The sequence below is a fragment of the Variovorax sp. LjRoot130 genome (assembly GCF_964253755.1).
Lineage (GTDB): Bacteria > Pseudomonadota > Gammaproteobacteria > Burkholderiales > Burkholderiaceae_C > Variovorax.
On the sequence record NZ_CAXURM020000001.1, the window covers coordinates 137,237 to 156,531 of the forward strand.

General features: G+C 66.0%; 21 protein-coding genes. 12 read left to right on the forward strand and 9 right to left on the reverse strand.

Translation table 11 applies throughout. The annotated features are described in order from the left end of the window. The first annotated feature begins 12 nt into the window (after positions 1-12). A complete protein-coding gene (locus ACSQ86_RS00740; RefSeq protein WP_436308305.1) occupies positions 13-1,179 on the forward strand; it encodes a mandelate racemase/muconate lactonizing enzyme family protein in 1,167 nt (388 codons plus the stop codon). A gap of 18 nt (positions 1,180-1,197) precedes the next feature. Here the strand turns inward: ACSQ86_RS00740 and ACSQ86_RS00745 are convergent, their stop codons facing one another. Both ACSQ86_RS00745 and ACSQ86_RS00750 read right to left on the reverse strand, forming a co-directional pair. Then, positions 1,198-1,569 (reverse strand): hypothetical protein, encoded by a 372-nt coding sequence (locus ACSQ86_RS00745; RefSeq protein WP_139191657.1) that lies wholly within the window; start codon positions 1,567-1,569, stop codon positions 1,198-1,200. A 64-nt stretch (positions 1,570-1,633) separates the two neighbouring features. Beyond that, entirely contained in the window at positions 1,634-2,659 is a 1,026-nt protein-coding gene (locus ACSQ86_RS00750; RefSeq protein ID WP_436302333.1) for an alpha/beta hydrolase family protein, read from the reverse strand. Between the two features lie 135 nt (positions 2,660-2,794). Here ACSQ86_RS00750 and ACSQ86_RS00755 point away from each other — a divergent pair, with 135 nt between their 5' ends. Beyond that, entirely contained in the window at positions 2,795-3,700 is a 906-nt protein-coding gene (locus tag ACSQ86_RS00755) for a DMT family transporter (RefSeq protein WP_436302334.1), read from the forward strand. A 2-nt stretch (positions 3,701-3,702) separates the two neighbouring features. Here ACSQ86_RS00755 and ACSQ86_RS00760 read toward each other — a convergent pair whose 3' ends face one another. Both ACSQ86_RS00760 and ACSQ86_RS00765 read right to left on the reverse strand, forming a co-directional pair. Next, positions 3,703-5,859 carry a TonB-dependent receptor family protein gene (locus ACSQ86_RS00760; RefSeq protein WP_436302335.1) on the reverse strand — a complete coding sequence of 719 codons (2,157 nt, stop codon included), beginning with the start codon at positions 5,857-5,859 and terminating at the stop codon, positions 3,703-3,705. A gap of 45 nt (positions 5,860-5,904) precedes the next feature. Further along, positions 5,905-7,035 carry a PepSY-associated TM helix domain-containing protein gene (locus tag ACSQ86_RS00765; RefSeq protein ID WP_436302336.1) on the reverse strand — a complete coding sequence of 377 codons (1,131 nt, stop codon included), beginning with the start codon at positions 7,033-7,035 and terminating at the stop codon, positions 5,905-5,907. Positions 7,036-7,204: 169 nt separating this feature from the next. Here ACSQ86_RS00765 and ACSQ86_RS00770 point away from each other — a divergent pair, with 169 nt between their 5' ends. Next, positions 7,205-8,134, forward strand: coding sequence for a hypothetical protein (locus ACSQ86_RS00770; RefSeq protein ID WP_436308306.1), 930 nt, complete (start codon positions 7,205-7,207; stop codon positions 8,132-8,134). Positions 8,135-8,204: 70 nt separating this feature from the next. Further along, positions 8,205-9,494, forward strand: a complete 1,290-nt coding sequence (locus tag ACSQ86_RS00775) for a phospholipase D-like domain-containing protein (protein WP_436302338.1) — start codon at positions 8,205-8,207, stop codon at positions 9,492-9,494. A gap of 27 nt (positions 9,495-9,521) precedes the next feature. Here the strand turns inward: ACSQ86_RS00775 and ACSQ86_RS00780 are convergent, their stop codons facing one another. Further along, complete coding sequence (locus ACSQ86_RS00780; RefSeq protein WP_436308307.1) at positions 9,522-10,097, reverse strand: MarR family winged helix-turn-helix transcriptional regulator; 576 nt, start codon at positions 10,095-10,097, stop codon at positions 9,522-9,524. On the opposite strand from ACSQ86_RS00780, the gene ACSQ86_RS00785 reads away from it, so the two are divergent. After that, on the forward strand, positions 10,077-11,390 hold the full coding sequence (locus ACSQ86_RS00785; protein ID WP_436308308.1) for a nucleotide disphospho-sugar-binding domain-containing protein: 1,314 nt from the start codon (positions 10,077-10,079) through the stop codon (positions 11,388-11,390). The genes ACSQ86_RS00780 and ACSQ86_RS00785 overlap by 21 nt on opposite strands. Here ACSQ86_RS00785 and ACSQ86_RS00790 read toward each other — a convergent pair. Together ACSQ86_RS00790 and ACSQ86_RS00795 are read right to left on the reverse strand one after the other, a co-directional pair. Then, positions 11,371-11,826, reverse strand: coding sequence for a GNAT family N-acetyltransferase (locus ACSQ86_RS00790; RefSeq protein ID WP_436302341.1), 456 nt, complete (start codon positions 11,824-11,826; stop codon positions 11,371-11,373). The two genes, ACSQ86_RS00785 and ACSQ86_RS00790, sit on opposite strands and share 20 nt — an antisense overlap. Positions 11,827-11,900: 74 nt before the next feature. Further along, on the reverse strand, positions 11,901-12,389 hold the full coding sequence (locus ACSQ86_RS00795; RefSeq protein ID WP_436302342.1) for an adhesin: 489 nt from the start codon (positions 12,387-12,389) through the stop codon (positions 11,901-11,903). A 473-nt stretch (positions 12,390-12,862) separates the two neighbouring features. Here ACSQ86_RS00795 and ACSQ86_RS00800 point away from each other — a divergent pair, with 473 nt between their 5' ends. The 7 genes from ACSQ86_RS00800 to ACSQ86_RS00830 all read left to right on the forward strand — a co-directional run bounded on the left by ACSQ86_RS00800 (position 12,863) and on the right by ACSQ86_RS00830 (position 18,077). Further along, a complete protein-coding gene (locus tag ACSQ86_RS00800) occupies positions 12,863-13,246 on the forward strand; it encodes a hypothetical protein (protein WP_436302343.1) in 384 nt (127 codons plus the stop codon). A gap of 70 nt (positions 13,247-13,316) precedes the next feature. Continuing rightward, positions 13,317-13,991 (forward strand): response regulator transcription factor, encoded by a 675-nt coding sequence (locus ACSQ86_RS00805; RefSeq protein WP_093104530.1) that lies wholly within the window; start codon positions 13,317-13,319, stop codon positions 13,989-13,991. Further along, the gene (locus ACSQ86_RS00810) at positions 13,978-15,369 is read left to right on the forward strand and encodes a sensor histidine kinase (protein WP_436308309.1); all 1,392 of its coding nucleotides are present in this window, start codon (positions 13,978-13,980) and stop codon (positions 15,367-15,369) included. Before ACSQ86_RS00805 ends, ACSQ86_RS00810 begins: the two co-directional genes overlap by 14 nt. A 144-nt stretch (positions 15,370-15,513) precedes the next feature. Further along, complete coding sequence (locus tag ACSQ86_RS00815) at positions 15,514-16,230, forward strand: TerC family protein (protein ID WP_093104527.1); 717 nt, start codon at positions 15,514-15,516, stop codon at positions 16,228-16,230. Between the two features lie 10 nt (positions 16,231-16,240). Then, positions 16,241-16,672: a universal stress protein gene (locus ACSQ86_RS00820; protein ID WP_093104525.1), complete on the forward strand. Its 432-nt coding sequence runs from the start codon at positions 16,241-16,243 to the stop codon at positions 16,670-16,672. 144 nt (positions 16,673-16,816) lie between these two features. Then, positions 16,817-17,497, forward strand: coding sequence for a hypothetical protein (locus tag ACSQ86_RS00825; RefSeq protein WP_436308310.1), 681 nt, complete (start codon positions 16,817-16,819; stop codon positions 17,495-17,497). 214 nt (positions 17,498-17,711) lie between these two features. Beyond that, positions 17,712-18,077, forward strand: a complete 366-nt coding sequence (locus tag ACSQ86_RS00830; RefSeq protein WP_436302347.1) for a hypothetical protein — start codon at positions 17,712-17,714, stop codon at positions 18,075-18,077. A gap of 306 nt (positions 18,078-18,383) precedes the next feature. On the opposite strand, the gene ACSQ86_RS00835 is transcribed toward ACSQ86_RS00830, so the two are convergent. Together ACSQ86_RS00835 and ACSQ86_RS00840 are read right to left on the reverse strand one after the other, a co-directional pair. Then, positions 18,384-18,644: a hypothetical protein gene (locus ACSQ86_RS00835; RefSeq protein WP_139191654.1), complete on the reverse strand. Its 261-nt coding sequence runs from the start codon at positions 18,642-18,644 to the stop codon at positions 18,384-18,386. Positions 18,645-18,856: 212 nt separating this feature from the next. After that, the gene (locus tag ACSQ86_RS00840) at positions 18,857-19,048 is read right to left on the reverse strand and encodes a hypothetical protein (protein ID WP_436302348.1); all 192 of its coding nucleotides are present in this window, start codon (positions 19,046-19,048) and stop codon (positions 18,857-18,859) included. Between the last annotated feature and the right edge of the window lie 247 nt (positions 19,049-19,295).

Here is a 19,295-nt window from a genome sequence, read left to right on the forward strand (position 1 = left end):
TCGAGTTCGACCATGAAGATCATCGACATCAAAGAAGAGACCAAGCCCATCAAGTCCAACATCCGCAACGCCTACATCGACTTCTCGAAGATGACCCTGAGCCTCGTGGCCGTGGTCACCGACGTGATTCGCGACGGCAAGCCGGTGGTGGGCTACGGCTTCAATTCGAACGGCCGCTACGGCCAGGGCTCGCTCATCCGCGAGCGATTCCGCCCCCGCATCCTGGAGGCCGAACCCGCCTCGCTGATCGACGACAAGCACGACAACCTCGATCCCCACAAGATCTGGGCCGCCATGATGACGAATGAGAAGCCCGGTGGGCATGGCGAGCGCTCGGTCGCGGTCGGCACCATCGACATGGCCGTGTGGGATGCGGTCGCCAAGATCGAACAGAAGCCCCTGTACCAGTTGCTCGCCGAGCGCTACGGCTACGGCCGCGCCGAGCGCAAGGTCTTCGTCTACGCGGCCGGCGGCTACTACTGGCCGGGCCAGGGCATCGAGGGCCTGGAGCGCGAGATGCGCAGCTACCTGGACCGCGGCTATTCCGTCGTCAAGAAGAAGATCGGCGGCGCTTCGCTGGCCGAGGACCGCAAGCGCATCGAGGCGGTGCTCAGGCTGCTCGGGCCGGGCCAGAAGCTTGCGGTGGACGCCAACGGCCGCTTCGACCTGAAGACCGCCATCGAATACGCGAAGGCGCTGTCGGAGTACGACCTGTTCTGGTACGAGGAAGCCGGCGATCCGCTGGACTATGCGCTGCAGGCCGAGCTCGCCCAGCACTACCGCGGCCCCATGGCCACCGGCGAGAACCTGTTCTCGATGCAGGACGCACGCAACCTGATCCGCTACGGCGGCATGCGCCCCGACCGCGACTATCTGCAGTTCGACTGCGCACTCAGCTACGGCCTGGTGGAGTACCTGCGGACCTTGGAGATGCTGAAGGAAAACGGCTGGTCTGCGTCGCGCTGCGTCCCGCATGGCGGTCACCAGATGTCCCTGGCGATCGCGGCCGGCCTGGGCCTGGGAGGCAATGAGTCCTACCCCGACCTGTTCCAGCCTTACGGTGGCTTTCCCGATGGCGTCAAGGTCGACAACAGCTACGTTGTGCTGCCGGAGCTTCCGGGCATCGGCTTCGAGGGCAAGACGGACCTTTATGCGGAGATGAAGAGGCTGGCTTCCTGATGCGCCGCGGAGAAAGCGTCAAGTACGAAACTCGGCGATGCGACGCGCAAGCAGCAGTGCCGAAGCGAGCATCAGCATGAACCCGCTGGCAGCTTCGGACCATATGGTCGTGTTGGTCGCGAGCGTGTGTTCGGAGCAGAGCGCAAGGGTGTAGTGGCCGAGGCCGCCGAGCCCGAGGGCACCGTACGCGCCGACAAGAAGCACGCCGAGCGCACGAAGCCCCAGCCGAGCGACGAGCAGACCGGCGATGCCGAGGCTGTTGACGGCCAGCCAGGCGAGATACACCTGCTCCCGGGTGAGCCAGCTCGGCATGTTGGGATAGAAGGCGATGAACTCGGCGTTGTGGGCGAAGTGCGCCAGGCTGGCGACGAAGTACACCGCGACGAGCACCCACATATGCGCGGGCAGAAGTGACCTTTTGAGCATGGGCGCATTGTGTGCTGGACGGTGCGGATCAAGGCAGCAGGTGCCGGCTGAAGAAGGCGGTGGTCTTGCGGTCCACCTCCGGCATCGCGCTGCGATCGAAGCCCGGTGGGTCGTTGAGCATCTCGCCGACAAGGCCGGTGAGCCCCGGCGGCGGCGGCGACAGCAGCGCGCCGTGGCCGCCGGTGGGCAGGTCGGCGATGTGTTCGCAGCGCGGCATGCAGGCCTCAAGCACCCGGTCGCTGTGGAAGCGCGGCACCAGCCAGCGGTCTTGCTGCGCGGTGATCAGCCCCAGCGGCACGCGCGGCACGGCCAGCGATGCCATGTCGAAGTCGGCGGAGGAGGGCACGCCGGCCACCACGGCGGCCACGCGCGCATCGGTGTGGGAACGCGGCGCGGCATCGTCGAAGCGATGGCGGATCACGGACAGGGCGGCCCACTTTTTCACGCCGTCGAAGATGCCGCCGGTCAGCCGGGTGATCAGGCCGGCGCAGGACTGGAAGTCCTCCACCAGGTGCGCCTCGCAATGCTGCTTGAAGCCCGCCGGCGACCAGCGTCCGCCGGCCATGCTCAAGGCCGTGTGGCCGCCGGCCGACATGCCGTAGACGCCGACCTTGTCCAGCTTCAGCAGCGGCGCGAAGCGCGCGTCGCGCCCGACCGCGTCGATGGCCCGCGACACCTCGGCCGGCCGCATCGTCCAGCTGTCGGGGCCGGGGTCGCTGTCGTCCCTGTAGTTGTCGGCCCGGTGCTCGGGCATGGCGACGACGAAGCCGGCTTCCACCAGGCTGCGCGCCAGGTCCGCATGCACCCAGGGCGAGCCGCCCGAGCCATGCGAGATCACCACCAGCCGGCCATTCCCGCGCGCCGGCATACCCTGCGGCGCCAGCGTCAGCGTGAAGCGCCCGCGCTGGACCGCCCGGGCCTCGTCGCCCGACGGGTAGTACAGCGTGACCGGGCCGTCGTCGGCCGTGGCGGGGATTTCGCCCAGGCCGACGGAGGCCTGCGCCAGGCCGGACAGCAGCGCCAGCGCCAGGGCCGGCCAACGGAATGAACGCATCGAATCAGCTCCTCATCAAAACTTGAAAATGGAAGTATTCGTTTTGCCTGCCGCAGGCTGCGGGATAGAGAACTTCATCCGCACAAGGCCGGCATCTCATGGCATTCTCGGCCGCTTGAGTTTGAACGGGCTGGCATGAAAAACAGGACGCGCGGCACGGTCGAGATGACCGCCGCCATGGTGATTTCCGGAACCATCGGATGGTTCGTCGTGCAATCGGGTTTGCCGATCATCGACTTGCTGTTCTGGCGCTGCGTCTTCGGCGCCGCGACGCTCCTGATCGTCTGCGCGGCCATGGGCATGCTGCGCGGCAAGCTCCCGCTTCGGCTCATCGGCTGGGCCGCGCTGGGCGGCGCGGCCATCGTGCTCAACTGGGTGCTGATCTTCGCCTCGTTCTCGCGCGCCTCCATCTCCATCGCCACGGCGGTCTACAACACCCAGCCTTTCATGCTGGTCCTGCTGGGCGCGTTGCTGTTCTCCGAGCGGCTGACCGCGAACAAGTTCATGTGGCTCGGCCTGGCCTTCATCGGCGTGCTGCTCATCGTGCAGGCCAAGTCCGATGCGGACTACGCTGGCGCCGGCTATCTCACCGGCATTCTGTTGGCGCTCGGCGCGGCCTTCTTCTATGCGCTGGCCGCCATCATCACCAAGAAGCTCACCGGCACGCCGCCGCACCTGATCGCGCTCATCCAGGTCTGCGTCGGCATCCTCATGCTGGCGCCCTTCGCCCACTGGTCGGAGCTCCCCACCGACAGCCAGGCGTGGGGCAACTTCCTCATCATGGGTGCCGTGTACACCGGCCTCGTGTTTGTGCTGCTCTACGGCGCGATACAGAAACTGCCGACGCACGTGACGGGCGCACTGTCCTTCGTCTACCCCATCGTCGCGATCGTCGTCGACTTCGTGGCCTTCGACAATCTGCTGCATCCGGTGCAGATGTTCGGCGTGGCCGCCATCCTGCTGGCGGCCGCGGGCATCAACCTCGGCTGGTCCTTCGGGCGGGCGAAGGCCTGCGTCGAAGGATCCCGGGCGCTCGATTGAGCTCAGAACGCCACTGAGGCCTGGACGTACAGTGTGCGCGGCTGGCCGACGTATTTGCCGCCGTTGTTGTCGACCGAGCGCGTGTAGTAGCGGCGGTCGAACAGGTTCTTCACGCCGACGGCCAGCTTCAGGTTGCTCCGCTGCGGACCGAAGTCGTAGCCCGCGCGCAGGTTCACGGTCGCGTAGCCGGGAATGTCACCGAGCCGCCCGCTCGCATCTTCCAGCGTGACGTACTGGGCGCCCGCGTCGGGCGATCCGGGCGAGCGCTGTTTGGACTGCGCGAACACGTCCGCATTCAAGATCCAGGGACCGCGCTGGTAGCGCGCGCCGAGCGATGCCACCTGGCGCGAGTAGAAGGGCAGGTCGCGCCCGGCGAAGACGCCGGCCTTGGAAATGGCCTGCGTGTAGGTGTAGGTCGCATAGACCGAGAAGCCCTTGAGCGCGGCGTTCAGCGCCCCGAGCTCGTAGCGCATCGCCGCTTCCAGGCCGCGATGCCGTGTCGCGCCCAGGTCGGTCCACGTGCCTTCGCCCACGATCGAGCGGGCCAGCTGCAGTTCCTTGTCGAAGTCGATGTTGAACAGCGTCAGCTCGGAGCTCCAGGCTTCGCCCTTGTAGTGGGTGCCGATCTCGTAGGTGTTGGCTTTTTCGGGGTGCAGGCCCTCCGTGGCCTGAGCGAGCTGCGCGTACTGCTGCGGTCCGAAGGACACGCCCGCGTTCGCGAACAGCGACCAGCGTTCGTTCATGCGGTACATCACCGACAGCGTGGGCAGCACCTCGTTGGAGTCGATCTTCGGAAACAGGGTGCTGGTGATCCTGCTGCCGGTGAGGTTCACCACGTCGTTGTGCGTGCGGATGGCTTCGTAGCGCACGCCGGGCGTGACGGTCCAGTTGCCGAAGTCGATCCGGTCGTCGATGTAGAACGCATGCGCGGTCGTGCCGCCCGCGCTGGTCTGGTAAGTCGGCGAGGCCAGCGTGTAGGCATCGAAACCCGGACGCGGCCGGTAGAACGCGCTGCGCGTCGCCACTTCCGAACTCGACTCCTTCAGGTAGCGGTAGCCGACGCTGACTTCCTGGACCACGCTGCCGGAATCGAAGAGCCGCGAGTAGCGGGGCTCGACCGCGAAGGTGTTGTAGTTGCGCGGGGCCGCGGTGAGGCGGCGCAGGCCGGCGCTGGCGCCGGTGCCGTCCTGCTCGATGTGGCTGCCGCGGAAGGAGTCGGTGTAGTAGCTGAGCAGCTCGAACTTGTTGATGCCGTCGTTGTGCGTGTACTTGATCGAGCCGTCGGTCCGGCGCCCGGTGAATTCGTCGAAGGGGCGGTCGGACTGGAAGGGGTTCGCGGCGTACTGCGCCGTGGTCAACCCGCCCGGCATGCGCCCGCTGCCCTCGAAGTGATGCAGCGACAGCGCGATGTCGTCGTATTTGGAGAAACGGTAGGCACCCTTCAGCATCACGTCGTCGATCCTGGTGCTGTCGTTGCTGCTGCGATAACCGTCACCGTGCGTTCCGGAATACAGGAGTGCCAGGCCGAGCCCCTGCTCGTTGGTGCCGCCGACGAACAGGCTCGGCGTCGTCTTGACGCCGCCGCCGTGGCTCGCGCTCTCGACGCCGATGCTCGCGTCGGCAGTGAACTGCCGGGGAATCGAACGCGTCACGAAGTTGATGATCCCGCCGACGTTCTGCGGGCCATAGCGCACCGAGCCCGCGCCCCGCACCACGTCGACCGCCTCGAGGCTGCCGAGCGACAGCGGTGCCAGCGACAGCTGCGGCTGGCCGTACGGCGCATACGCCAGCGGCACGCCGTCCAGCAGGATGGTGGAACGCGGCGACAGCCGGGACGTCAGCCCGCGCACCCCGACATTGAGCGAGATGTCGCTGCCGCCGGTGCCGTTGCTCTCCTGCACCTGCACACCGGGGATCTGGCGCAGCACGTCGCGCACGCTGGTGGAGCCGCTTTCCTCGATCTGCTTGCGTTCGATGATGGTGCGTGCGCCGGGATGTTCGAGCACCTTGGTTTCGCTGGGGCTGCCGAGCCAGTCGCCGGTGACGGTGACCGTTTCCAGCTGCGCGCCGGGCGACGCATCGGCTTCGGCAGCAAGGGCTTGCAGGCTGATCTGAAGCAGCGCGATGGCGATGGCCACGCGGGTTTTTTGGGGGGACAAGGCTTCTCCTTCGAATAAAAAATTAGACGAGCAGGACGGCCTGGCTCAGGACGTCGTGCGGCTGGAAAGTGCGCTGCTGCGGGCGGCGCCGGCCACGGCGCGCCGGCGCCACCAGAGCCAGACGCCGCTCAGGCCGAGGCCGCCGAGCGCGAGGCCGAGCAGGGCAGTGACGGCTTCGTGCACCGGCCCGCCGAGCACGCCGGTGTGCAGCGGATAGATCACCGCCACCGCGCCGTTGCCGGCGTCGAGCTCCTGCCATCGGCGCACCGCCAGCACCTCGCCCGTTCGCGGATGCAGCCAGACCGAGCTGATGCCGTTCGGATGCGGATCGTCGGCAAGCCGGAAGCGCACGCGCAACGGACGGTCGGCCTTGGCGGGTACGTGCATGTAGCCGATCGGCTGGCCCGGAAACTCTTGCTGCGCACGGGCCACGAGTTCGTCGAGCGAAAACCGCGACCCGGCTGGCGTCCCCTTGGGCACCACGGGCGGCTTTACGGGCTGCTGCCCGATCGCGGTGGAGATGAAGTTGCCCAGCGGCCGCCAGGCCATGTAGGCGCCGGTCGCTACCGAGACGGCGATCAGCAGCCCGAGCACCGCGCCGCCGGTGCGGTGCAGGTCGAACAGCCCGCGCAGCAGGCCGCGATGGAGCGTGATGCGCAACGAGGGCGGCCAGCGCGTCGGCCACCAGAGCACCAGTCCGGTGATCAGAAGGAACAGATAGGCCAGCGCAGCGCAGGCCAGGATGCCCTTGCCGGCGTCGTCCAGGAGCAGGCTGCTGTGCAGCTCGAAGAGCAGGTTGTACGCACCTTCGTGCGTGCCGCGCCGTCCTTGTTCTGCGCCGGTCGCGGGGTCGAGGTAGAGCGTGCCCTCCCACTTGCCGCGCACCATCACCCAGAGCGTTTCGCCGGGCTTGCGCGGCGGGCGCAGCGTGAGGTTGGTGTCCGGGCCGAACTCGGCCAGGAGGCGCTGGCGCAGCGACTCGAGCGGCAGCGCCGCTGTCGCCGCGTCACCGGCCGTGCGTGCGACGAAGAAGGCGGGATGGGCGTAGCGGTCGAGCGGCAGCGCCACCACCAGCATCGCGCCGAGCAAGGCGGTGAGGGCGAGCAGCGGACCGAGCGAGAGGCCGATCCAGCGGTGAATCCTGAGCCAGAGACGTCTCAGCGGGGCGCGCAGCATGAACAACAGGGACGGCGAGTCCCATCACGATGGTTGTTGGCTGCGCACCGCTGGCGGTGCGTTGGCTGGGAAGGGGGGGTGGGAAAAAGATGCTAACGCATTTCCCATCGTCGGCCAGAATGCCGAGCCGCTCGACGCGGCCATCAATATCAACAATGGAGTTTCGACCGTGACCTTGAGGATCCCTTTTTCCACCCTGGCCATGACGGCCGCGATCGTGGTGCTGGCCGCGGGCTGCTCGACGCAGTCCCGCACCTCTTCTCAAGCCGCCGCTCCGGCGCCGGCAACCCAGGCGGCACCGGCACCGGCCGCGCCTCCGGCACCGCCGGTGCCCGAGGGCATGAGCTACGACGAGCTCACCGGCGTGCTGGGCAACGGCAACGAGAAGCGCGTCAGGCAGGAGCTGGTCGGCAAGACCGTGGCGCTGAACCTTGCCAAGGCCAAGGGCCGCGGGCCAGCCGGGCACTACGAGGTCGATGACACGGATGCGATCTACTTCCGCTGCAGGACCGCCGCCCCCGGCTTCGCAGGCGGCGAGATCAGCACCAAGGTCAGCGGCTATCGCTTCGTGACCAAGGCCAAGCAGAAGATCGTCGACCTCGAACGCTGTGCACCGCCAGAGCCCGTCAGGACTGCCGCGGCACCGGCCGCAGCGCCGGCACCTGCCGCGGCACCCGCACCGCAACCGGCAGCACCCGCCCGTTCGAGCGGCGGCGTCGCCAAGGCCGGCATGGACGCGCAAGGCAACGTGGTCGATTCATCCAAGGTCGAGGCCGGCAGCGGCCGCACCGTGAAAGGCCTGAACGACTACGAGGGCGAGATCACCGGCAACCCCGCGCCCAACAGCAAGTTCAGCAAGTTGCAGATCGGCATGCCGGCGCGCCAGGTGACCGACCTCGCGGGCCCGCCCACCGACCAGGGCGCCTACATCACGGGCAAGGCCTGGATCCCCTTCTATTTCGGCGCCGACCGGCATCGCTTCGAGATGACCTACAAGGGCCAGGGCCGCCTCATCTTCGCCGGCGGCGGCATGGGCGATTTCTCCAGCGGCCACCTGATCTGGATCATCCACAACGCCAACGAAGCAGGCTACCGCTGATCGAAGACCAGGGCCTGGCGCCGGTCCAGCGCTTACGATCCCGCGCACCGGCATTCTGCGAAAGGGCTACATGAGCGAGGGTTTCCTGGCAACGCTCTCGTGGCCCTCGGCACTCGCCTTCGTGCTGGCGCTCCTGGTCGTCCTGCTCGGGCTCGTCATCTGGTCGATCCGCCGGCACCGCGATCCACGCCTCGTAATCGACTGCGATGCGCCGATCACCGAACTGATGCCGTCGCTGTCCGGTCTGACGCAAGGCACGATCTACGAAGGCAACGCGGTCGAGCTGCTGGCGAACGGCGCCTTCTTCGACGCGATGTTCGAAGAGATCCGCGCCGCCACCTGCTCGGTGCACTTCGAGACCTTCCTGTGGAAAGAAGGCGTTCTCGGCACGCGCCTGGTCGATGCGCTCGTCGAACGCCGCCGCGCCGGCGTGCCGGTGCGCGTGCTGGTCGACGCCGATGGCGGAAAGAAGATGGGCGAGGGCGCCTCGCGCCGCCTGCGCGAGGCCGGCTGCCGGCTCGCGATGCACCACCCGCGCCACGTGCGCAACATCGGCGTCTTCAACGACCGCGACCATCGCAAGCTGGTGGTGGTCGACGGCAAGGTGGCGCTGGTCGGCGGCCATTGCATCGTCGACGGCTGGCTCGGCGACGGGCAAGACCGTGAGCACGTGCGCGACCTCGGCGTGCGCCTGCGCGGGCCCATCGTGCATGCGGTGCAGGCCGCCTTCAGCGAGAACTGGGTGGAAGACACCGGCGAGCTGTTCGTCGGCGACGCGGTGTTCCCGCCGCTCGAGCGCGTGGGCGAGGTGGCGGTGCATGTCGCGAGCCTCAAGCCCGAAGGCTCGCCCCCGGCGGTGAAGATCCTGCACCACCTGGTGGTGTGCATCGCGCGCAAGCGCATCCGCATCCAGAACCCCTACTTCCTGCCGGACCGCGAGGCCATCGACGCGCTGTGCGAAGCGGCGAAGCGCGGCGTCGACGTGCGCGTGATGGTGCCTTCGACCGAGGCCTCCGACATGCCCATGGTGCAGCACGCCGCGCACCGCAACTTTCATTTGCTGCTGGCCGGCGGCGTGCGCATCTTCGAATACCAGAAGTGCCTGCTACACCAGAAGGTGATGACCATCGACGGCGCGTGGTGCGCCATCGGTTCGAGCAACTTCGACGACCGCTCCTTCGAGACCAACGACGAGATCACGCTCGGCCTGCGCGACGAGGCGCTGGCCGCGCAGCTCGAAGAGATCTTCGAGCGCGACACGCGCGACTGCATCGAGCTGCAGGCCGACGCGTGGGCGCGCCGCGGACTGTGGCACCGCTGCAAGGACAACGTGCTCTACTCGTTCAACGAGCTGCTGTGAGTCCGGCCCATCGGGCGATGCCGCCGGCTATCGCTCACCCCGCGATTGCATCAATGCGCGATGCAGCTTGTCCAGCCCTCGCACGAGGGCGCGAACTTCGGCGAGCGACAGCGCCGCTGTCCACTGCCCGACCTCCGCGTGGTCGTCCGTGTTCCGGCGCTTCCAGAAGCGATGGTGCTGCTTCGTGAGGTGCAGGCGGCGCACGCGGCCGTCCTGCTCGTCCGTGGTGATCTCGAGGAAGCCTTTGCGCTCGAGCACGTTGGCGATCTGCTTGAGGTTCTGGTGGCTCATTGCCAGCGTTGAGGCCAGTTGCTTGAGCGTCGGCGCCTCGGCCTGACCTTGCAGCACCTGCAGCACCATCGCCTGCTGGGTCGTGAGGCCGCTGTCCGAAAGCTGCCGATCCATGCGCGTGCGCAGCTCCATGCCGTTGGCGAGCAGAAGCCGGAACAGCAGGACGCGCTCGGCCTGCTCGGCATCGCGATCGGCCTCGAGTCCGAGGCTAAGAATTTGACGGCGCAACTCCATAGGGAATATATTACCTATATTCGATCGGCCTGACGACTCCTGAAGTGAGGTGGCACCATGATCGCGCTGTTCCCCCATTGCGGCTTTCTCTCCGAGACCTCGCGCATGTTGGCCATTGCGCGCGCGCTTGTGCAGCGCGGCGAACAGATCGTCGTCGCCACGCATGGCGGCCCCTACACGCGCGTGCTCGACGAGGCAGGCATGCCCTACACGCTGCTGGCACCGGCAATGGACGACCGGCGCTGCGAGGAATATTTGGCCGGCATCGTCACGCTCGGCAAGCCCGGCGCCCGGCTCCAGCCGGCGGACGAAGTGCGCGCCGGCGTGCGCAGCGAGGTCGAGTTCCTGCGTGCGCACGCGGCCAGCATGGTCGTGATCGGGTTCACGCTGACGGCTTACCTTTCGGCGCGGGTGGTCGGCATCCCGCTCGCCGCTTCGCATGGCGGGTCCTATGTTCCACCGGTGTTCGAGCAGGGCCTTGCACCCGCACCATCGCAGTCGCCGGTTCCCCAGCTCGATTGGCTGCCGGCTCCGATGCAGAAGCTGATGGCCAATTTCGGGCCGCCGCGCATGCGTGGGCCGGTCGCATTCCTGAACGAGATCGCGGCGGAACTCGGCGTCGAACCTGTGCCCAGCCTGGCCGCGCTGATGCTCGGCGATCTGACCTTGGTCACCGACGTTCCCGAGGTGCTCGGCATCTCCGACGCCGACATGTCGGCATGGAGGCCGAATGGTCACGGGGCCTACCGGGTAGACACGAGGCTGCGCTACGTCGGCCCGCTCTATGCCCGGCTCGACCTGCCCATTTCCGCGCGCGTGGAAGCCTTCCTCGGCGATGCGCGATCCACGGCCTACGTCTGCCTGTCGTCCAGCACGCCGGCGTACATACGACGTGTCGTGTCCGGCGTCCGTGATGCGGGCCTGCGGGTGCTCGTTGGCGCAACAATCCATGAACTGCGCGACCTGGAGAACTCCGACGTCCTGGTGGAAGGCATCCTGCCAAGCCATCGCATCATGCCGCGCGTCGCGGTGGCGCTGATCATGGGCGGCCAGGGCAGCGTGCAGACGGCAATGGCCGGCGGCACTCCCTTTGTCGGCTTTCCCCTGCAGCCTGAGCAGGAACTCAACGTGGCCCTGGCCGTGCGCCAGGGCATGGCCATCGCGATCGGCCCGCGACGCGCGGACGAAGCGAAGGTTGCGCGGGCGGTGCGCGAGATCGTCACCCAGCCGGCATACGCGGCGGCCGCCGCGCGCACGCGGCAGCACTACATCGATGTCGATGGCGCCGGTCGCGCTGCCGACGCAGTGATCGAGCACCTTCGCGAACGCGCGCGTGGCGACGTGACGATGGCTACAGCCGCATCGTCATGAACACGCTGTACGGGTCTTCGGCATAGCCACCGAAGGGCCCGCTGCGCGCGAACCCGAAACTCTCGTAGAGTCTGTGGGCAGGCTCGAAGGCCTCCTGCGGGCCCGTCTCGAGGCTCAGGCGCCGATAGCCGCGAGACCTTGCGACCTCGATGATGTGGGCGAGGATCGCGCGTCCGGCGCCTTGGCGGCGAAGTGCGCTGGGCGTGCGCATCGACTTGATTTCGCCATGCTCCAGATCCAGTTCCTTGAGGGCACCGCAACCCAGCAGGAGCGAGCCGTTCCAAGCAGACCAGAAGGTGATCCCGGGCTGGCGAAGCTTGGCCATATCGAGCGCGTGAACGCTCTCGGGCGGCGACACCGCATACATGTTCTGCAGGTGCTCATCGAGCAGTGCATGGATTTCGGGGCGCGAGAGGTCGTCGATTTCGATCTTCATATGTCGCGCGATTCTCAATCAAAAAAAAGCCCGCAACGCGCGAGCGCTGCGGGCTTTTGCGACCGACCTCTTGCTTACTTGCTGACGCCGAGCGAGCCCGACCCTTGAGCCTTGCCGCCGGCCTTGGCGCCGGCGCCACTGGGCTTCAGTGCATCGCCGGCCGAGCCCGCGGCTCCGGCCGCGCCATCGACCGTGCTACCCACGGCATTCGTGGCGCCGCCGACCGCATTGGTCGCGCCACCCACCGCACCCGTGGCGCCCCCGACCACGCCGCCGATGGTTCCGCCGGCGCCGCTCGTCGCGTTGCCGACCGCTTCGGTCGCCGTTCCGGCGCCTGCGCTACCAGCCTTCGTCTGCGCGCCCGCATCGGTGCGCGCGCCGGCCTTGGCGCCTGCACCCGTAGTGCCTTGCTTGGGCGCTGCATTGGCTTTGCCCGATGTGTTGACATCGGCACCCACGCCTACGCCCACGCCGACGGACTGTGCCTGGGCGAATCCGCTCATGGCGAGAAGACCCGCGAGCAATGCGCCGAGCGCGATACGGTGTTGGTTATGCATCTTCATGTGTGACGGTCCCTTTCATTGAATGGTCACTGACAACGAACCGGCTTGCGGCCAGTTCGGGGTGAACCGTAGGCGAGGCGTCGCATGTCGCCATGTGCGGATGTGCCGCTCATGGGTGTGGGAAGTGGCTGTCGGCGAGATGAAGGGCTGATACGTTGGGCCCGCGCGCGTCGTAACGAGTTGTGCAAGTCACATGCCTCGCCCAGCGGCTGGGCAAGTGTAGAAAATCGCCCGATGCTCGCGCCCCTGCTCTGAACAGCCCACGGACCACCCATGAACTACCTTCGAGCGCTGCTCAGACCCGGCGTCATCCCTCGGCAGTCCTGCTGCTGGTGCAGCTGGCCGGCATCCTCGTCTACCCCTTTGTCGAGTCGACTCGCGCGGGAGCCCACGCACTGGCCGTGTTCGGGCTCTTGGTGCTGTGCGTGTCTCGCGGCTGATCGGGCTGACGCCGCAGCCGCGCAGGTGATCGAATGAACCTCGACCCGTTCATCAGCGTCGATCAAACACCGTTCTCGTCTTCAAGAGAAGAGGTGGTGAAGATGCGAGGCAAGCCCACGAGAACGAGCCGAAACGGCGTCGGACTCCATGAGCTCGACTACGAATCGGTCATCTACCGTTTTCAGGACAGCGGCAGGTTGGAAGAGATCACCATGCAAGCGCCGGTGGTGAACATCGGCAATCTGTCGGTGCCATTCACCGTGCTTGCATCCTTCATTCGCACCGCGGATTCGTCTGCGTTCGAGAGGGCAGGCTTTCTCGTCTCTCCCAGGTTCGGACTTGCCTTCGATCCGGATGAGCCCTTCTGGATCACCGCACTTGCCGCTCACTGCCTCGACGCATGGCGCGCCCTGTGAAGCCGGAAACGGCCTGGCGGGCAAGAGGCTTGCGGTTAGCATAGCCAGGAGACACGCAGTCAGGAAATCAATGCGGATATTGCTCGTCGAGGATGACCGGGTGCTGGCGGATGCGCTTTCGCGCGCGCTGGTGCAGTCCGCCCATGCCGTCGACGTCGTCTCCACCGGCGAGGAGGCCGACCATGCCCTCGCCCTGGGCATCTATGACCTGGCAATCCTGGACATCGGCTTGCCGGGGCTGAGCGGACTGGATGTGCTGAAGCGCCTCCGGGGGCGCAAGTCCACGACGCCCGTGCTGATGCTCACCGCCTTCGACACCCTCGCAGACCGTGTCCGCGGGCTCGATCTGGGCGCCGACGATTACCTGGCCAAGCCGTTCGACCTGCCGGAGCTGGAAGCGCGCGTGCGGGCGCTGCTGCGCCGCAGTACCCGGTCCACACCCTACCTCGAACATGGTCGGCTGCGCTTCGATACCGTGGGCCGCCGCGTGTTCCACGAAAAGCGGCCGTTGGATCTGTCGCCGCGCGAACTCGCCTTGCTGGAACTGCTGCTGATGCGCGCGGGGCGTGTCGTGAGCAAGGAGCACATGGTCAACCATCTCTATGGCTGGGGCGAAGAGGTCGGCGACAACGCGATCGAGGTCAACGTCTACAGGCTGCGCAAGAAGCTGGAGCCGCTCGGTTGCGAGATCCGCACCGTGCGCGGCATGGGCTACCTGATCGACAGCAGCGATGTGGAGGCCTGAGCCTCGGCTGCAGCGCAAGCTGCTGGCTTGGCTGCTCGGGCCGCTCGCCGTACTGCTGGTGCTCGATACCGCCGCCGCCTACTGGAACTCGCTGCGGTTCTCCAACCTCGCCTACGACCGCGCGCTGCACGAGATCGGACGCGAGATCGCGCTGCATGTGAAGCTCGACGGAACACGTCCCCGGCTCGAGCTCTCGGAGGTCGCGGCCAACATCCTGTTGCTGGATCAGGAAGACCAGCTCTTCTACCGCGTTGTCGGCGAGGACGGAGCCAATTTGGGCGGCGATGCGCAATTGCCTCCACCGCGCGTTGAAAAGACCGCCAAGCCGGACTTCTACGGCGATGTGGTGCGCGGGGAGCCGGTGAGAATGATGGTGGCGTGGATGCCCATCGGTCCGGACGCCGGGCCTCCGCTGGTTCTGGTGCAGGTGGCCGAAACGCTCAACAAGCGAGCGCGCTTCACCTGGGAGATGGTCGCCAATGTGGTGCTGCCGCAGCTGCTCCTGATCGTCATGGCGACAGCGGTGGTCTGGTTCGGGGTTTCGCGTGGGCTCGAGCCGCTGCAGCGCCTGCGGCGTGCCGTATCAGACCGCTCGCACCTCGACCTGAGCCCGATCGACACCCACGACGTTCCGGGAGAGGTGCGGCCGCTGGTGGATGACGTCAACGAGTTGATGGCACGCCTTGGGCGCACCTTCGATTTCCAGAACCGCTTCGTGGCGGACGCCGCTCACCAGCTGAAGACACCGGTCAGCGGCCTGAAGGCCCAGATCGAGCTGGCGCTACGGGAGAACGATCCGCAGCGGGTGCGCCATTCGCTCGCGCAGCTCTATATCAGCGCCGACCGGCTGTCGAGGCTGGTGCGCCAGCTGCTTTCGCTGGCCCGCAACGAGCCCGGTGCGCTCGACTCCATGCAATTGCAGCCGCTGGACCTGAATGCTCACGCCCTGGAGGTGAGCATGGAGTGGGTGCCGCAGGCGATCAAGCGAAACATCGACCTCGGCTTCGAAGGTGCCGATCATCCGCTGATGATCGACGCCGACCGGGACCGCTTGCGTGAGCTGGTCAATAACCTGATCGACAACGCGATCCGCTACAGCCAGTCGGGCGGCCGGGTGACCGTGCAGGCCGGCCAGATCGGAAACGACCAATGCCGCCTGGCCATCAGCGACGATGGCCTCCGAATCCCTGTCGAGGAGCGCGCCCGCATCTTCGAACGCTTTCACCGCCTCCTCGGCACGCAGGAGGATGGCAGCGGTCTCGGTCTCGCCATCGTCAGCGAGATCGCCACGCTGCACGGCGCGCGCATCACGCTGGAGGAAGACGCCGACGGCGTGGGCAACACCTTCAGCGTCTTCTTCCCATTGCGCGCTGCCTGATCGGCGCAGCAGCGCTCTGTAAGCTTACTGACAGCTCGCAGACAACCGGCTGTCAGCGCGCCGGCAGAAAGGTGACAGGACAGGTCTCTACGCTCGAAAAGGGCGGAACCGCTGTGGTTCCGAACCATTTACCGAGGAGACACCGTGTCGCTTTTGTCGAGTGCCGAATTCTGGATCGCCCTGTCGCAGATCATCCTGATCAACATCGTCCTGAGCGGGGACAACGCCGTCGTCATAGCGATGGCCTCCCGCTCGCTACCGCCCGCCCAGCAAAAGAAGGCAATCCTGTTCGGCAGCGTCGGCGCCATCGTGTTGCGCGTGGTCCTGACCTTCTTTGCCGTCTATCTGCTGACCCTGCCGTACCTCAAGCTGGTCGGCGCAGCGCTGCTGCTCTGGATCGGCATTGGCTTGCTTCAAGAAGAGGACGAGGGGAAGAGCATGGAAGGCCACGCCGGTCTGGCTGCGGCCATCAAAACCATCGTGGTTGCCGACCTGGTCATGAGCCTGGACAACGTCGTCGGCGTCGCTGCTGCAGCGAAGGGCAATGTTCCACTGCTTGTGTTCGGTCTCGTGATCAGCATTCCCCTGATCATTTTCGGCAGCACCTTGATCCTGAAACTGATGGATCGATTCCCGATCATCATCGTGCTCGGCGCCGCCCTGCTCGGTTGGGTGGCCGGCGAAATGGCGATGACAGATCCGTCCATCGTCGGCTTGGCCGCCAATCAACACGCGCTGCACACGGTGGTCCCGGCGCTCGGTGCCATGTTCGTGGTGGCGATCGGCAAGTGGCTGAGCACCCGCCGCGGACAGCGCCGCGAACAACAACTGCAAGCGACCAAGAAGCAACCCGCCGTCTGAAGGTGCCCGCATGACGCGCATTCTGGTACCTATCGACCCGAATGAACCGGCTCGTACGCGCTCGGCCATCGAGCAGGTCGTGCGCATGAGCCGAACCGAGCGGGTGACCGTTCGCTTGCTGCGGGTGCAGCCCAAGGTCTCGGGTCATGTTGCGATGCTCTTCGGCACACGCGAGCTGCTCGACCTGCAGCTGGACGCAGGCGCCGAGGATCTGCAGTACGCACAGAGCCTGCTCAACCTGGCTGGGGTCCGCTACACAAGCATCGTGCTGGTGGGGCGCAGTGCCGAGACGATTGCCATGGCCGCTCGCGACTACGGCTGCAGCCGTATCGTCTTCGGCAGCGATGAACCCGGTCTGGCAGGAAAGATCTTCGGCTCGATGGCGCAGCAGGTGCGCCAGCACCTAGGTGCGAGCGGCGACCCCCAGGTCATCAGCTCCTGAATGGGAAGAGCTGGTCGAGATGAGCGCCACGTCCGTGGCGACCGTCGCCAGAGCTGAGCCGGTGCCGTTGCGTGTCAGTGCCCTGATGCCGACGGTCACCCGCGTTCAACGACGAACAGCCGGTTCAAGCTCTAACATCCTCTCATGTACGTCGGACATTTCGCCATCGGCATGGCGCTGAAAGCACGCTATCCAAAAGTACCCGCCTTGCCAATCATGCTCGGCGCGGGTTTCCTGGACGTTCTTGATGGCATCTTCATCGTTCTGGGCTGGGATCGCGTGACGCCGAATCCGCTCGCCGGCCCGTACCTCTTCTTCGACCTCACGTTCATAGATTGGGACCACTCATTGCTGGCCGCGTTGTTCTGGTCAGCGATTTGGGGCGCGCTTTTCCTGCGAGACAGGCGGGTTGCGACCTTGGCGTTCGTCGCGGCCCTTTCGCATTTCCTCGCGGACTTGCCCGTGCACAACAACGATATGGCGCTGTACCCACACGCCGAGACCCATTTGGGCTATGGGCTGTGGGGCAAGCTGGGCACTGCATCCTGGGTTCTAGAGGGTGTGTTTGCTGCAGCTCTGGTCGCGTACGCATGGGTCGCAAGCGCTCGTCGCGGGGTGAGCCTGCTCTGGCCCTCGATAGTGCTCGTTGTCCTGTTCCTGAATCTGTCACCCTGGCTTTCGCCTATGAAGCACGTCGCAGGGCTGAACGAACCTTTGGCTCATCTGCTGCACGGCATCTTGGTCACCCTCGGCTTTCTCGTGCCCGGTACCTTGCTGACATGGCTTATCAACAAGGCGGAGAGCAAGGCGACGCGCTGCGGTTGACTTGGCTTGCGTCAACCTGTGGTGGTCGGCGTCTCGCAAACTCGCCTCAGGCGAATACCGCCTGTATTCCCGCAAGACGGACCCGAGGACTGGCAAGCGCGAGGACTGGGCCCAAGGATCCCCCTGGTCAGGGGGTAAGCAGCTCGCTCGCCATTGAATCGACCAGGAGCACCCGGAGTCCCGGGAGAGACGGGCGCGTTTCGGCCACGATCTCGTGAAAGTCCTCATCGGCGATAAATCGCGCCTGGCAGTCGCCGATCATGACCGTGTCGCCGCTCCGGAGGGCGGCGCACGTCCTATCGCTGTTCTGGGCATCGACAGCGCGAACAGTTCCGTGCGTCCATTCGCTCTCCATGGCGCACACTTCGCCTTCGCGGTTCGCCGCAGGAGAAACGCAGTGACTAAAACGGATCTTGCCCGCCGGCGCGGGTTGCTCGTCTGGGAAGCGGCGTGCGAGCAGTTGAACGACGCTCTTCAGTCCGCACCTGCGCGTCCTCCGCTGACGCTGGAACAGATCGACGAAGCCATTCGGCTTGCCCGCAAGGCGCTCGACGAACTGGAGGACGCGTTTTACACCTGAGACCGCCCGCCATCGAGGGAGATCACGCCTTCCTTGCGCCGTCTATCAGCCGCTGAGCACGCGGCGCGCGCTGAGCAGGCTTGCGGGGCCCAAGCAGCTCCGTGATGACCGCCGGTTGCGCGCCGTCCTGTGGCGAGCGATTGGGCAGGGACGGATCGAGGCGGCCCATGCCGACAGAGAACTCTTGAAGCGCTCGCTGAAATTCAGCGACAGCCTCCAAGTACTCGCGACGTGCGGCCTTCGTGCTCATGACTGAAAGGTACTCGCATTCGGCTTGGGTGGCTATGCCGAACGCCAGTGCATCCGTCAATTGCCGAAGCGCTGGACCGCAGCCAGCCTGACTGCCAGAGCGGGCGGGGTGCCTTGCTTCACAAGAGCCTTCATGGCCTCGTAGACCCCGAGCATCACGTCCTCCTTGAACTCGGTGGAATCGGGATCGAGCACGGGGTAGTCGCACTCGACCGAGCGCAAGGCGAGTTCATATTCGTCAATGAACGCAGTCCAAACCACGCCGTTGCGGCGCGCCGTATCGACGTTCGTTGCGCTTGGTAGTGCATCAGCTCTCATGTCATGTCCATCTGGTTGACCAGGCTGGATACTGGAGCCACTGGTGCATGCAGGGGCTTCGTCTACGTGCGCTCCTCCTGTAGGTTTCCGCCCTTGGCCGTCGTCGGCCAATTGCGCAGGAGCTCGCGGTCTTGCTGGAGGTGGCTAAGCACCAAGCTGATGAAGGGGTGCGGAGGCTCCTGCGTGCGGTCTCGCACCAGCAGCGTTTCCCCTCACCACGCGATGAACATCGCGACGAGCACCGCAACAACCACAAGCGCGGCGACGCCCATGTTGCGCCGCCAGCCGGAAGTGCGCTGCTCACGTTCCTCGAGCCGATGGTGGAGGGTCAGGTCCTCCAGCCGGGAAGGGGCGCTGTCGAGTTCGGCAGCGAAGCGGTTGTGGGTGTTGAATCGTCTTGACATGGCTCTAGAGGTTTAGCGGCTGGAAGCTCGTGTGCCCCACCGATCTACTTTCTCGACTGCGACTTGGAAGCACTGCGAGGCAAACACACCGCCTGGGAGTAGTCCTGAGGAGGATCCGTGTTCCCCGTGGTTGCGGCTTCGGTGAAGTTTGCGAAAACGGTGGCGTCGAAGGTGGTTTGACGCTTGATCGGAACAGGCGCGTGGCGCTCCCTGGAACTCGCGCGAAGGCGCGCCAGATCGGCTCTCA

What these genes read in the sequence shown, in the direction of transcription:
- ACSQ86_RS00755 (WP_436302334.1), top strand. Translation starts at nt 2,795, where the DNA reads ATGAAAAACAGGACGCGCGGCACGGTCGAGATGACCGCCGCCATGGTG.
- ACSQ86_RS00750 (WP_436302333.1), bottom strand. Translation starts at nt 2,659, where the DNA reads ATGCGTTCATTCCGTTGGCCGGCCCTGGCGCTGGCGCTGCTGTCCGGC.
- ACSQ86_RS00785 (WP_436308308.1), top strand. Translation starts at nt 10,077, where the DNA reads ATGATCGCGCTGTTCCCCCATTGCGGCTTTCTCTCCGAGACCTCGCGC.
- ACSQ86_RS00825 (WP_436308310.1), top strand. Translation starts at nt 16,817, where the DNA reads ATGTACGTCGGACATTTCGCCATCGGCATGGCGCTGAAAGCACGCTAT.
- ACSQ86_RS00800 (WP_436302343.1), top strand. Translation starts at nt 12,863, where the DNA reads ATGAACCTCGACCCGTTCATCAGCGTCGATCAAACACCGTTCTCGTCT.
- ACSQ86_RS00795 (WP_436302342.1), bottom strand. Translation starts at nt 12,389, where the DNA reads ATGAAGATGCATAACCAACACCGTATCGCGCTCGGCGCATTGCTCGCG.
- ACSQ86_RS00840 (WP_436302348.1), bottom strand. Translation starts at nt 19,048, where the DNA reads ATGTCAAGACGATTCAACACCCACAACCGCTTCGCTGCCGAACTCGAC.
- ACSQ86_RS00835 (WP_139191654.1), bottom strand. Translation starts at nt 18,644, where the DNA reads ATGAGAGCTGATGCACTACCAAGCGCAACGAACGTCGATACGGCGCGC.
- ACSQ86_RS00790 (WP_436302341.1), bottom strand. Translation starts at nt 11,826, where the DNA reads ATGAAGATCGAAATCGACGACCTCTCGCGCCCCGAAATCCATGCACTG.
- ACSQ86_RS00805 (WP_093104530.1), top strand. Translation starts at nt 13,317, where the DNA reads ATGCGGATATTGCTCGTCGAGGATGACCGGGTGCTGGCGGATGCGCTT.
- ACSQ86_RS00740 (WP_436308305.1), top strand. Translation starts at nt 13, where the DNA reads ATGAAGATCATCGACATCAAAGAAGAGACCAAGCCCATCAAGTCCAAC.
- ACSQ86_RS00810 (WP_436308309.1), top strand. Translation starts at nt 13,978, where the DNA reads ATGTGGAGGCCTGAGCCTCGGCTGCAGCGCAAGCTGCTGGCTTGGCTG.
- ACSQ86_RS00775 (WP_436302338.1), top strand. Translation starts at nt 8,205, where the DNA reads ATGAGCGAGGGTTTCCTGGCAACGCTCTCGTGGCCCTCGGCACTCGCC.
- ACSQ86_RS00765 (WP_436302336.1), bottom strand. Translation starts at nt 7,035, where the DNA reads ATGCTGCGCGCCCCGCTGAGACGTCTCTGGCTCAGGATTCACCGCTGG.
- ACSQ86_RS00780 (WP_436308307.1), bottom strand. Translation starts at nt 10,097, where the DNA reads ATGGGGGAACAGCGCGATCATGGTGCCACCTCACTTCAGGAGTCGTCA.
- ACSQ86_RS00820 (WP_093104525.1), top strand. Translation starts at nt 16,241, where the DNA reads ATGACGCGCATTCTGGTACCTATCGACCCGAATGAACCGGCTCGTACG.